The sequence below is a fragment of the Novispirillum itersonii genome, from assembly GCF_014205675.1.
Taxonomy (GTDB): Bacteria; Pseudomonadota; Alphaproteobacteria; order Rhodospirillales; family Rhodospirillaceae; genus Novispirillum; species Novispirillum itersonii_A.
Window position 1 is genome coordinate 106,622 of the sequence record NZ_JACIIX010000006.1, and the last position, 12,417, is coordinate 119,038.

The 12,417-nt window shown below is 64.3% G+C and carries 13 protein-coding genes and 1 tRNA gene; 7 read left to right on the forward strand and 7 right to left on the reverse strand.

Going from position 1 to position 12,417, the window contains the following annotated elements; all coding sequences use genetic code 11:
* Nucleotide 1 precedes the first annotated feature (1 nt).
* The 4 genes from FHS48_RS09580 to FHS48_RS09595 form a co-directional block, all read right to left on the reverse strand.
* Nucleotides 2-1,630 carry an FAD-dependent oxidoreductase gene (locus FHS48_RS09580; protein WP_184263346.1) on the reverse strand — a complete coding sequence of 543 codons (1,629 nt, stop codon included), beginning with the start codon at nt 1,628-1,630 and terminating at the stop codon, nt 2-4.
* Nucleotides 1,631-1,930: 300 nt separating this feature from the next.
* Nucleotides 1,931-3,580, reverse strand: a complete 1,650-nt coding sequence (locus FHS48_RS09585; protein WP_184263347.1) for a Na/Pi cotransporter family protein — start codon at nt 3,578-3,580, stop codon at nt 1,931-1,933.
* A gap of 177 nt (nt 3,581-3,757) precedes the next feature.
* Nucleotides 3,758-4,390, reverse strand: coding sequence for an exopolysaccharide biosynthesis protein (locus tag FHS48_RS09590; protein ID WP_184263348.1), 633 nt, complete (start codon nt 4,388-4,390; stop codon nt 3,758-3,760).
* Between the two features lie 76 nt (nt 4,391-4,466).
* Complete coding sequence (locus FHS48_RS09595; protein ID WP_184263349.1) at nt 4,467-5,399, reverse strand: AEC family transporter; 933 nt, start codon at nt 5,397-5,399, stop codon at nt 4,467-4,469.
* A gap of 184 nt (nt 5,400-5,583) precedes the next feature.
* Between FHS48_RS09595 and FHS48_RS09600 the strand changes: the two genes are divergently transcribed.
* The 7 genes from FHS48_RS09600 to FHS48_RS09630 all read left to right on the forward strand — a co-directional run bounded on the left by FHS48_RS09600 (nt 5,584) and on the right by FHS48_RS09630 (nt 11,044).
* A complete protein-coding gene (locus tag FHS48_RS09600; RefSeq protein ID WP_184263350.1) occupies nt 5,584-6,009 on the forward strand; it encodes a YccF domain-containing protein in 426 nt (141 codons plus the stop codon).
* Between the two features lie 152 nt (nt 6,010-6,161).
* The gene (locus FHS48_RS09605) at nt 6,162-6,854 is read left to right on the forward strand and encodes a glutathione S-transferase N-terminal domain-containing protein (protein WP_184263351.1); all 693 of its coding nucleotides are present in this window, start codon (nt 6,162-6,164) and stop codon (nt 6,852-6,854) included.
* A 101-nt stretch (nt 6,855-6,955) separates the two neighbouring features.
* A complete protein-coding gene (locus tag FHS48_RS09610) occupies nt 6,956-7,876 on the forward strand; it encodes a hydrogen peroxide-inducible genes activator (protein ID WP_184263352.1) in 921 nt (306 codons plus the stop codon).
* Nucleotides 7,877-7,915: 39 nt separating this feature from the next.
* A complete protein-coding gene (locus FHS48_RS09615; protein ID WP_184263353.1) occupies nt 7,916-8,419 on the forward strand; it encodes a YbaK/EbsC family protein in 504 nt (167 codons plus the stop codon).
* A gap of 128 nt (nt 8,420-8,547) precedes the next feature.
* The gene (locus FHS48_RS09620) at nt 8,548-9,243 is read left to right on the forward strand and encodes an alpha/beta hydrolase (protein WP_184263354.1); all 696 of its coding nucleotides are present in this window, start codon (nt 8,548-8,550) and stop codon (nt 9,241-9,243) included.
* A 113-nt stretch (nt 9,244-9,356) separates the two neighbouring features.
* A tRNA-Ser gene (locus tag FHS48_RS09625) sits at nt 9,357-9,448 on the forward strand.
* Nucleotides 9,449-9,784: 336 nt separating this feature from the next.
* Nucleotides 9,785-11,044, forward strand: coding sequence for a PDZ domain-containing protein (locus FHS48_RS09630; protein WP_184263355.1), 1,260 nt, complete (start codon nt 9,785-9,787; stop codon nt 11,042-11,044).
* Between the two features lie 96 nt (nt 11,045-11,140).
* Here the strand turns inward: FHS48_RS09630 and FHS48_RS09635 are convergent, their stop codons facing one another.
* The 3 genes from FHS48_RS09635 to frdD form a co-directional block, all read right to left on the reverse strand.
* A complete protein-coding gene (locus FHS48_RS09635) occupies nt 11,141-11,356 on the reverse strand; it encodes a hypothetical protein (protein WP_184263356.1) in 216 nt (71 codons plus the stop codon).
* A 362-nt stretch (nt 11,357-11,718) separates the two neighbouring features.
* On the reverse strand, nt 11,719-11,937 hold the full coding sequence (locus FHS48_RS09640; RefSeq protein WP_184263357.1) for a SlyX family protein: 219 nt from the start codon (nt 11,935-11,937) through the stop codon (nt 11,719-11,721).
* 108 nt (nt 11,938-12,045) lie between these two features.
* Complete coding sequence (gene frdD, locus FHS48_RS09645) at nt 12,046-12,402, reverse strand: fumarate reductase subunit FrdD (RefSeq protein WP_184263358.1); 357 nt, start codon at nt 12,400-12,402, stop codon at nt 12,046-12,048.
* Nucleotides 12,403-12,417 lie beyond the last annotated feature (15 nt).

Below are 12,417 nucleotides of genomic sequence, written 5' to 3' on the forward strand. Positions count from 1 at the left end.
CTCAGTTCTTGCCAAGCGCGGTATTCAGCGCGGCGGAGAAGCGGGCGGCGTCGAAATGGCGGAAGCGGGCGGCAACGTGCTGATCCGGGCGGATCAGATAGACAGTGCCGGGGGTGCCGTCATAGCGTTCGGTCACCAGTCCCTTCACATCCTCCAGCCCGCCGCCGACGACGATGGTCTTCACCGGCACCGGGGCACCGGCCAGCGCTGCCAGATCAGCCGGAACCGATCCGTCGGCGCTGAAGTACAGGGCGGTGAAACCGTCGCCCAGCTGGTTCAGCAGCCAGCCGTCAGCCCCGTTGACCCGGACCGGGGCATCGGCACAGTTGGTGCCGGGCAGCATCTTTCCGGCAAAGCTGTCGCTGTCCGGGGTGTTCAGCGGCGACACCGCATAGGGGGTCGGGCTGGACAGGCGGCCGGAATTGACCAGTGGCCGGGCGAAGGAATGGCGGTTGGCCAGATCCAGCACCGCATCCCGGAACGCCTTCGACACCGGGCTCTTCGGCGAGATGAAGTCGGTGGAGCGGGTGGAGTTCTTCAGGTTATCGTCGGCGGCATAGATCCGCTCGGCATTGTAGCTGTCCAGCAGGCTGTCCGGCGCCAGACCGTCAATCACCAGCTTCAGCTTCCAGCCGAGGTTATCGGAATCCTGCACCCCGGTGTTGGCCCCGCGCGCCCCGAACGGGCTGACCTGATGGGCGGCGTCCCCGGCAAAGAACAGGCGGCCAAAGCGGAACGACTTCATCCGGCGACAGGCGAACTGATAGACGCTGACCCATTCCAGCTCGAACTCGGCATCCTCGCCCAGCATCGCCTTCAGGCGCGGGATCACCTTTTCCGGCTTCTTTTCCTCGTCCGGGTCACAGTCCCAGCCCAGCTGGAAGTCGATGCGCCAGACGTTGTCGGCCTCCATATGCAGCAGCACCGACTGGTTGCGGTGGAACGGCGGGTTGAACCAGAACCAGCGTTCCGCCGGAAAGTCCGCCTTCATCACCACATCGGCAATCAGGAAGCGGTCCTGAAAGAACTGGCCGGTGAACTCCGCCCCGATCATCGACCGGATATCCGATTTAGCCCCGTCACAGGCGACCATCCAGTCGGCTTCCATGTCATAGATGCCATCGGGGGTTTCGATCGACAGGCGGACGTGGTCGGCGTTGTTCTTCAGGCTGACGACCTTGTTCTTCCAGCGGATGTCGATCAGGTCGCCGAAATCCTTCGCCCGGTCCAGCAGGTATTCTTCCAGATAGTACTGCTGAAGATTGATGAAGGCGGGGTATTTATGGTCGGCTTCCGGCAGCAGATCGAACTGATAGACCTGTTCCTCATCGCGGAACACCTTACCGATCTTCCAGCTGACGCCCTTATCGACCATGCGGTCGGCACAACCCAGACGGTCCCAGACTTCCAGCGGGCGCTTGGCATAGCACACGGCCCGGGATCCGATGGAAACAGTGTTATTATCATCCAGCACCACCACCGGGATGCCCCGGCTGGCGAAATCCAGCGCCGTGGTCAGGCCGATCGGCCCGGCCCCGACCACCACCGCCGTCTTGCGGACCAGCTGCCCGGAGGCCTGTTCCGGCGGCTGAACGTAAGGGAATTCGGGATACGAGTAGGTTTGCAGCATGGGTGCGCGTCCTTCAGCGTCGTTTCCTGTTGGGAGCCTGCCCGGCGGCCGGTTGATCCGGCCTGCCGTCTGGCAGGGCAGTTAGTTGCATTTGATACCATTTCAAATGATACTATCTGCGGGATGCACGAATGACAAGACCCGCAGCGGGGGGCTGCGGGTCTTTTTCATGTCATCAGAACGGCACGGCGGAAGGATCAGGCGGCGGGCAGCAGCTGGTGGATGCGGTCAAGCAGGGCTGCCGGGCTGAAGGGCTTGCCGATATAGGCTGTGCAGCCAGCTTCATAGGCCTCGGTGTAATCATCCGGCCGGGCGCAGGCGGGTGCGTTCCAGCTCGCCGCGCTGCTCCAGAATCGGATAGGCCACCGAGGTGATGTGGGCGTTGATCCGCTTCAGATCCCGCAGAATGTCCAGATGCAGGGCGCTGGTCTCGATGCTTTCCCGCCGCCCGCTGCTGATGCGGCTGAGGTGGGATTCGGTGGCGCTGCGTTCCAGTCGGCGCATTTCCGCCTTCTCTGCCACCAGCTGCCGGGCCAGCGCCACGTCGCCGGACACAAACACGGCCAGGGCTGCCCGCAGGTTGGACATGGTCAGGGCGAACATCGCCTCGATATCGTGGAAGCCCTCATCAGAGAAGGTCAGGTGGTGCTTGATCTTCTTTTCCGCCAGTTCCTTCAGGTTACGGTCGATGATGTCGCCGATATGCTCCAGATTGATGGCGAAGGTCATGATTTCGCTGGCGCGGTGGCGTTCCTCCTCGCCCATGTCCTCGTTAGACAGGCGGACCAGATACATCTTCACCGCCTCATGCAGGCTGTCGACGACGTCATCCATCTTGCCCAGTTCTCCGGCCTGCTTGGCCGTGCCGCCGCGCAGTACATCCAGTGACAGGGCCAGCATCGCCTCGATCTGATCGCCGATGCGCAGGGTCTCGCGAGTGGCGGCCCCGATGGCAACGGTCGGGCTGCCGAGAGCGGATTCATCCAGATGGCGCGGCCGCCGCTGATCATCGGTCATCGGCTCGTCCGGGCGCAGCCGCAGGGTCAGGGCGGCAATGGCCCCGGTCAGGGGCAGGGCCAGCACCGACAGGGCGATGTTGAACAGAATGTGGAAGTTGACCAGCACCGCCACCGGGTCGGCATCAATCTTCGCCAGAAGCGGGGCCAGCGTCTCCAGAAACGGTACGGTGATAGCGGCCCCGGCGAGGCGGACAATCAGGTTGCCGAGCGGCACCCGGCGCACCACCGGCTTCTCATGCCCGGTTTCCAGCACCGGCGACAGGGCGCTGCCGATGTTGGACCCCAGCACCAGCGCCAGCCCGAACGACAGGCTGAACGAGTCCTGTGCCGCCAGAGGCAGGATCAGCAGAATGGCGGCAATGCTGGAATGGGCGAGCAGGGCAATCAGGGCGGCCAGTGCCAGCCCGGCCAGCCACAGGCCATCCAGATCGCGCAGAACCGCCTGAAGCTGCGGCGCGGTCCGCAGCGGTTCCGAGGCGATGTGCAGCAGGTGCAGCGACAGCAGCATCAGGCCAAGGCCGATGGCAATGCGGGCCAGATGCCGCCGTCGGCCCTCGCCGGAGCGGAACACCACCACGCCGCCCAGAATCAGCACAGCGGACAGCGGCCCGACGTTAAAGGTCAGCAGCTTGGCCATCAGGCTGGTGCCGATATTCGCCCCCAGCATCACCGCCTGCGCGGTGGCGGTGGTCATCAGGCCCCGCCCGGCGAAAGAGGCGGCCATGAAGCAGGTGGCGGTGCTGCTTTGCAGGGCCAGTGTCACCACCGTTCCCGCCCCCAGGGCGCGGATCCGGTTGCTGATGCCGGTGTTGATCCAGCGGCGCAGGTTGGCCCCATAGGCCCGGGTGACACCGGTGCCGACCATGCGCAGGCCCCACAGCAGCAGGGCCGCCGCACCGAGAATGTTGATCAGGACCGACAGTTCACCCATGGCACACCCCGTGCCCCGCCCTGTGAGGAGACCGCAGGGATGCGGGGATCACATTAGGGGCATTCCAGAAATCAGTGACTGTCATATTTCTGTAAGAAAAAGGTAACAGTCAATGAAAACTGTTCAAAAAAGCGCGTTATGTGCGCTTTTTTGAAAATCGTGTCGCTAAAATGAACATTACCCCAGCATGCTGAGGACAGCGGTGCCACCGGTGACCGCTGCCCCGGCAGCAATGCCGATGGCCACCAGAGACAGGCCCCAGCCGATCAGCAGCACCACTCCATCCCGCTCAAACAGCCCCAGTCCGATCAGGCAGAGGATCAGGCCCAGCGGGATGTTGGTGAAGGGGACCGGCAGCAGCAGCAGGCCAACCACCAGAACGGCGATAAAACCGGTGATCCGCTCTGCGGCGCGGGAGGACATCCACGGCAGGCGGGGGGTCAGGATCTTTTCGATCCGGTGCAGGCGCGGGCTGACGAACCCCATGATTTTCCGCCAGGTTCCGGCATCAAGGGACCGGTCTGACAGGGCGCGGGGCAGCCAAGGCCGGGGCAGGCCGATCAGCAGTTGCAGGGTGATGATCAGCAGGGGCGCGCCGAACAGCAGGCCGAAGCCGGGCAGCGGCATCGGCACCAGACAGGGGGCGGCGAGGGCGACAATGGCGACGCCGAAGGCCCGCTCATCCAAGGCGCCGGTAATGTCCCCGAAGCGGATGCGGTGTCCTTCCGGCACATCGGCAAGGCGCTCCAGAACGGCGGAGGCGGAGGGGCGGGACGACGGATGCGGAGACGCGGAGGCAGGATCGGACATGTTGGTCCATGACTGAAGGTGGACATCCGGCGGTGCGCCGGTCTGTCCCCTTCATCTGGGCCGGGGTTTCGCGAAATCAAGCCAGCACGGCAATCAGAACCGGGGCCACCAGCAGGCTGATGGCGGTGCCGATCAGGATGGAGGAGGCAACACGGTTTTCCCCCAGCCGGTAGGTTCCCGCCATCAGGGTGGTGTTGGCCCCGGTCGGCATGCAGGCGATCACCGTGCAGACCGTGACGGTGAACGGGGGGAGTCCGAACACAAAGCGGCCAAGCAGGAACACCAGCAGCGGCAGCAGCAGGGTCTTGGCCCCGGCCAGAAACAGGCTGACCCGCAGATCCCCCCGCAGTTTCACCCCGTACAGGCCGGAGCCGACCAGCAGCAGTGACAGCGGCGTCACTGCCCCCTGCATCCGTTCCAGCGCCTGATCAAGCACGGCAGGCAGCCGGAGCCCGGTCAGCGACAGGGCAACCCCGGCGGCAATGCCGATCAGCACCGGGTTGCGCACCACGCCGGAGAGGGTCTTTCGCAGGGCCTTCCAGCCACCGCCACCGCTCAGGCCCCATTCGGCCATCAGCACGGTCAGGGTCACCAGAACCGCGGCATGGATTGATACCACGATCAGCAGGATGGTCAGCCCGGGCCGCCCGTAGGCCCCTTCGACAATCGGAAACCCCAGCAGCACAAGGTTGGAAAAGGTGCTGGCCATCATCAGCACGGCGGTTTCCGGCAGGCTACAGCGGAATGCCAGCCGGAGAACCGCCACCGCTACCACGGCGACAATGGCGATGGCCCCATAAAAGGCCCCCCACAGGGCGGGGTCGAAAATTTCCGCCAGCCGTTCATGCGACAGCAGATACATCAGGGATCCCGGCATCAGCACCCACATCGCCAGCCGGTTCAGGGCCCGCTGGGCGGACAGGTCCATGATGTTCCGCCATGCCAGCACATATCCCAGCAGAACCAGCAGGAACACCGGTCCGCCTGCCGCCGCCATGGTCTGATACATCACCTGAAATCCGCCGGTTGTTGAAAGAAGGGGGGAGGTCTGACAGCCGGGCTGTCCTTCTTCACCGGGGTAGCCTATCGCCTCCGTCCGTGCAGGCAAAGGCCGGGTTTCCGCAGGTGCGGGCTATTCAGTCCCCGTTCAGGAGGCTAGGCTATGTTAATCTTCACTTTGATGGGAGAATGCGATGATTTCCCTGATCCTTAACCTGATCTGGCTGGTGTTCGGCGGGATCGTGATGTTTCTGGGCTGGATGGTGGCCGGGGTGCTGATGGTGATCAGCATCATCGGTATTCCGTGGGCGCGGTCCGCCTTCACCATCGGGGTGTATGCGCTGTGGCCCTTCGGCCGGACGGCGGTTGACCGCTCCCGCCTCTCCGGGCAGCAGGATCTTGGCACCGGCCCGATGGGCACGGTGGGCAACATTCTGTGGTTTCTGGTGGCGGGCTGGTGGCTGGCGCTGGGGCATCTCGGCTCCGCCATTGCCTGCGCCGTCACCATTATCGGCCTGCCGCTGGCGTGGGCACATCTGAAGCTGGCGGTGATCTCCCTTGCCCCGATCGGCAAGACGGTGATCGATGCCGATCAGGCTGACCGTCTGCCGCCCGGCTGAGCCGGAGGCGGCGTTCCGGCGGTAAAATCCGTAAAAAAGAAGCGGATTCGTGTCTTGTCTCCGGCGTCGTAAGACCCTAGCTGAAAAGGCGGGGGCTGACAGCCGTGCGGTACCGGGGCCCCTGTGGCCCGTAACAGACGTAAAGGCTCCCCATGATTGACCTGTTTTACTGGCCGACCCCGAATGGCTGGAAAGTCGCCCTGATGCTTGAGGAGCTGGGGATTCCCTACCAGATCCATCCGGTCAACATCGGGCAGGATGACCAGTTCCGGCCGGAATTTCTGGCGGTCAGCCCGAACAACCGGATGCCGGTGATCATCGATCAGGCTCCGGCCGATGGCGGCCCGGCCCTGTCGGTGTTTGAATCCGGTGCCATTCTGAAATATCTCGCCCTCAGCCATGGCCGGTTCTATGGGCAGACCGTGCGGGATCAGGCGCAGATTGATCAGTGGCTGTTCTGGCAGCACGGCGGTCTGGGGCCGATGGCCGGACAGACCCACCATTTCAACCGGGCGGCCCCGGAGCCGGTTCCCTATGCGATTGCCCGGTATACTGCGGAAACCCGCCGTCTGTACGGGGTGCTGAATACCCGTCTGACCGGGCGGGAATTCGTTGCCGGAGACTACTCCATCGCTGATATGGCGATCTGGCCGTGGATCCGCCGTCACGACTGGCAAGGTATCGCGCTGGAGGAATTCCCCGACGTGCAGCGCTGGTATGCCACCATCGCCGCCCGTCCGGCGGCACAGCGGGCGGTGGAGATCGGGGCGGACTGGCGGGACCGCAACCGGACCATGGACGATGCGGATCTGGCGGTGCTGAAGGCCGCCGCCGGACACGGCTGATCACCGAAATCCGGCCTGTGTGCGTACTTATGCTGTCTGTTTTTGTGTACCCCCGCCTGAGCGGTTTCCGCTGAGGCGGGGGCGAAGATGTGGAGACCCTGATGCGTCCGCTTCCTACCCTGCGGCAACTGCGCTACCTCGTGACCGTCGCTGAGACCCTGCATTTCGGCAAGGCCGCCGAAAAGTGTTTCGTGACCCAGTCCACCCTGTCGGCAGGCATTCAGGATCTGGAAGACCTGCTGGGGGTGACGCTGATTGAGCGACAGTCCCGCCGCAAGGTGGTGATCACCCCGCTGGGGGACGATATTATCCAGCGGGCCCGCAAATTGCTGACCGATGCCGAGGCCCTGTCTGATGCTGCCCGCGCCGGGGCGGACCCGCTGGCCGGGGATCTGCGGCTGGGGGTGATCCCGACCATCGGCCCCTATGTGCTGCCGGGGGTGATGCCTGCCGCCCGCCGCGCCTATCCGGATCTGCGCCTGTTCCTGCGGGAAGAACAGTCGGCCCGCCTGCTGTCGGATCTCGATGCCGGGCGGGTGGATGCCGGTCTGCTGGCCCTGCCGTATGAAACCGGGGATCTGGTGGTGCATCCGCTGTGGCGGGAAGATGTGGTGGCGCTGCTGCCGCAGGGGCACCCGCTGGCGGATCAGCCGCGCCTGTATGACCGCGATCTGCTGGGGGTTGATCTGCTGATGCTGGAAGACGGCCACTGCCTGCGCGATCATGCCCTTCAGGCCTGCGGGCTGCGTGGCCCACGGGAGAACGAAGCCTTTCAGGCCACCAGCGTCCGCACGCTGGTGCAGATGGTGGCCAATGGGCTGGGCGTGACCCTGCTGCCGCGCTCGGCCCTGCCGGTGGAGATCAGCGACGGTGCCCCGGTGGTGATCCGCCCGCTGGATGGCGCGGTGCCAGCCCGCACCATTGCACTGGTGTGGCGGCGGGCCAGCCCGCGGGGCCGCGATTTCCGGCTGCTGGGAGATCTGTTGATCGCCAATGCTCCGGCTGGCATGTTGCCTCTGTAAGGCCCGAAGCGGCTCCCCAGACAGCAGGAAGGACGTGCGATGACGGAAGACACCATTCTGGCCTCTGCCAGTGTGCAGCGGGTGATCGCGGTGCTGGCACAGGCCGGAATGACGGAGCGGGTTCGGGTGCTGTCTGACACCGCCCGCACGGCGGAAGATGCCGCCGCCGCGCTGAACACCGTGCTGGGCAGCATCGTTAAATCCCTGATGTTTACCGTTGAGGGTGCCCCGGTGATGGCTCTGGTGGCGGGGGACCGCCGCTGCTGCACTGATGCGCTGCCGCGTGCCCTTGGCAGTGCCGCTCAGGCGGAACGGGCCCCGGCGCGGCTGGTGCGGGATGTCACCGGCTTTGCCATCGGCGGCGTCGCCCCGGTCGGCCATGTGCAGGCCCTGCCGGTGCTGATTGATGCCTCTCTCCAGCGATTTGACCGCCTGTATGCGGCGGCGGGACACACCCATTGTGTGTTCGGCCTGAGCTGGGAGGAACTGCTGACCCTGACCGGGGGCACCGTGGTGGACGGTCTGGGCCTGTCGGCGGACTGACCGCCGCCCTTCCGTCCTGCCGCTTTCTTTTAATGGTTTTGAACTGGACAGCGGGCGGCCGCCGCCTATGCTGCACCCTGTTCTTTTCCCCATCCCATCTTTGGATCTTTTTTAGGAGTGAGGCCGCGATGGCTCTTTCCGGACCTTCCGTTCTTCCCGCCGCCGGGCAGGCCGTGCAGCAGGCCGTGATCTTTCTGCATGGTTACGGTGCTGACGGAAATGACCTGATCGATCTGGCCCCGATGCTGGTGGATGCCCTGCCGGGGACCGCGTTCTATTCCCCCGATGCCCCCCAGCCGTGCGAAATGGGGCCGTTCGGGCGCCAGTGGTTCAGCCTGTCGCAGTATGACCCGGAAATGCTGCGCCGTAATCCGGCGACGCTGGCCCCGGCCTATGCCCAGATGCTGGACGGCACCCGCGCTGCGACCCCGGACCTGTCGGCCTTTATCGACAGCGTGGCGGCAACCCATGGCATTGGCCGTGACCGGGTGGCTCTGGTCGGCTTTTCGCAGGGCACCATGATGGCCCTGCACGTCGCCCTGCGGACCCAGCCGTCGGTGGCGGCTGTGGTCGGGTTTTCCGGCGCGTTGATCGGGGCTGACAGTCTGGAGACGGAACTGGTGTCGGAGCCGCCGGTGCTGCTGATCCATGGCGATGCGGACCAGATTGTGCCGATTGCGGCGATGGGCATGGCCTCCCGCGTGCTGGAAGATGCCGGGATCGACGTTAACACCATGACCTGCGCCGGGCTGGAGCACGGAATTGACCGCGACGGGCTGGAGCTGGCGGCGGGCTTTCTGGCCCATGTTTTCGGGCTGGAATAAGGCCCGGGCCGGGATGTCGGAAAAAAAGTGCAATTTCCGACATTTCTGGGTTGACCGGGGCGGCGGCATCCATTAAAAACCGCCTCCTCAGGCCGCACAAGCCGACACGCAGTGGAGCGGTGGGTGAGTGGCTGAAACCAGCAGTTTGCTAAACTGTCGTACGGGGTAACTCGTACCGAGGGTTCGAATCCCTCCCGCTCCGCCAGATTCAAGGCCGCCCGGTTCGAAAGAGCCGGGCGGTTTTGCTTTGCGGGATCAAGGGGTTGCCGATTGAGGTTGCATCCGGGGGCCGAAGCGGGTGGATTGCCGTTGCCGCGGGGGGAACAGATGCCTGATCCTGCATCAATGCGGGTTATGGCAATCCGGGCAATTAAGGCTCTTTCAATCTTCCACAGGTATGATCGCATACGGTAAAGCTTTCCGCTGGGGGCAGCAGGGGGCGATCGGATCGGGTGACCGGAGATTCAGTTTTCCGGTGCCGGGTGACGGATTTTCAGACTGACCCCGTATCAAGGGGGGCAGAAAACGGGGAGCGGGTCTCGTGTGGCTTAAGCAGCTGTTCAAACCTTCCGGTCCGCATCGGGCAACCGCGCAGGGGCAGGCCCCGGCTCCCCGGCGCTGCCGTGGCCGTCTGGGCGCGGTTGCTGCCATCGCCGCTGCCCTGTGGTGTGGCCCTGCGGCGGCGGACAGTGGCTTTCTGGGTATTCAGGTCCAGCCGGTTGATCCGTCCATCCGTCAGGCGCTGTCGCTGACCGCAGGCGGCGGGGTCATTGTCCGCGATGTCGAGGGCGGTGGCCCGGCATGGCAGGGGGGGCTGCGCACCGGGGATGTCATTCTGGGCTTTGACGGGCGGACCGTGAGCGGTTTCGACGATCTGGTGTCGCGGGTGGGCACCACCCGGACCGGCCAGCCGGTTTCCTTCCGCATCTGGCGGGGCAAGGTGGAACAGCCGGTGGCGGTGACCATGGGCAGCTGGCCTGCGGGGTGGAAGATCAGCGCGGTGGCGACGGCGGTCCTGCCGGAATTCGGCCTGACCGTGATCGCCCTGTCAGAAAAGAACCGTCTGGATTATGGGGTGCGCTGGGGATCGGTCGGGGTGATCGTCCGTCAGGTGGACCCCGGATCGGCAGCGGCGCAGGCAGGCCTGAAGGCGGGTGACGTCATCGTGGCGGTTGGCCGCAGTGTGGTCACCGCCCCGGATATGCTGGAAGTGACGCTACAGGCCATGGGGCCGCGCTGGTATGTTCTGGCGGAGCGTGGGAACGCGGTGTTTCTGGCTGGGGTGGGGGCGGCTGACCTGCCGGTGGTGGCGGGGGAAACCGTTCTGGCGGCCCAGTTGCCGGATGGCCCCTATGTGATGGATACGGCCCGCAATGATCAGTGGATGTCTCCGGCCTCTTCTCTGTCGGCGCTGCCTGTCGGCTATCAGCCGCCGCCGGAAGCCCGTGAAGGGGCGCATGAGGTCGGGCTGACCCTGTCCAGCCTGTCGGTTGAACGGCGCAAACGCTATAACCTGCGCTGGAGCAGCCGTGGGGTGGTGGTGGACGGTGTGGATGCCGGTGGCCGGGGCCAGCTGGCCGGATTGCGGCCGGGGGACGTGATTGCTCAGGTCAACCAGCAGCCGGTGGCGGATATCGCGCAGGCGAAGGCCCTGCTGGCGGGACCCGGGCCGTTGTTGCTGACGGTGGAGCGGCCGGATGGCTTCCAGTTCATTGTGCTGGGGGTCACCACGGCATCATCGGCGGATGGCAGCCTGCCGAAGGCGACGGTGCCCTTGCTGAAGTGGCAGACCGGGGGCTGATGCCTCTCTGTTATCGGGCCTGCTGTGGGACCGGCATGAAAAACGGCGCATCCGTGGGGAATGCGCCGTTTTTGTATCTGTGCCCTGCGGCAGGCCTCAGGAGGCGCGGCCCTGAGTGCGGGCAATCACGCGGCTCATCCAGAACGCCAGCAGGAAAATGGCGATCAGGGCGATCGGCAGAAGGGTATAGACCTGCTGCTGGGTTTCCCCGGCAAAGCTGGTGCTCTTGCCGCCCAGCATGGATTCCAGAGCAATCCAGATGCCCATCGGGGCAATCATGAACACGGCGAGCAGATAAGGCAGAAAACGCATGTCGGTCCTCTCTTACGACACTGGAGTGCTTTCAGTAAAAGTGGACACCGGCTTTGCGCTGAAAACGCTCTGACTCTTTCAGGATAGAGCGTTCTTTTGGCTGACCATAATCCACTCAATCAGAAAACGCTCCGGGACCCTTCGCACCGGCGGAGGACCCTGCGGAGACCGCTTTCGGCAGTCAGGATCCCCGCTCATTCGGGCGGAACTATAGGTCGTGACAGAGATGTTGCAAGAGCGAATTGAAATAGTTAAAAATTTTGTGGGTATATAGCCTGGAGAAGAGAATGGATTTCAGGCCGGAGGGAAATTCAGGGTGATGACCGTATCGTCCTGAGAGGAAAGTATTTCTTGTCCGCAGATCAATAGTGCGGCGGCTTGGTGACCTCATGCGCCGGTTCCAGACTGGTCATCTTGCGATGCATCAGTTCCAGCGTCCGGGTCATACGGTCGATCTGGTCCCACTGCGCGGCCATCTGATCACTCATCTCCTGCTGGGCCAGCTCCAGATGGGCGACATGGCCTTCCAGCTCGTTAATGCGTTCCTGAAGCTGGGCAATTTCGGGGGCCGTATCGGTCATGATATCTGCTTTGCGAGTCGGAGGAAAACTGTCAGGGCGAGCGCAGAGAAAACCCCATTGACCGGTCCCGATCAATGGGGTTTTGCAACAGACTGAGACCGGAAGGGTTTACCAGACCGTCAGCAGGGCGGCGCCGCACAGCAGGGTCAGCACTGCGCCGATGCCGTAGCACAGGGCTCCGGCGATACGGTGGCCGTCTTCGCCGCGCAGGAACAGGTCCTGGAGGGTCATGCGCAGGCGGTGGGCACCGTGCCACAGGCAGGGCAGGATCACTCCGGCGAGGATGACCTTGCCGATCAGCGAGGCGGCAAAGGCGCGCATGGTGCCATAGGAAAAAGCCCCGGAGGCCAGCCCCAGCGGCACCAGAATGCCGGTGACGATGATCAGGGCGGGCAGCAGGAAGGCCGACAGGGTCCCTCCGGCGGCGAAAGGCAGCCAGACGATGGGCTTGCTGGAACGGGCCATATCTTTCCCTCCGTC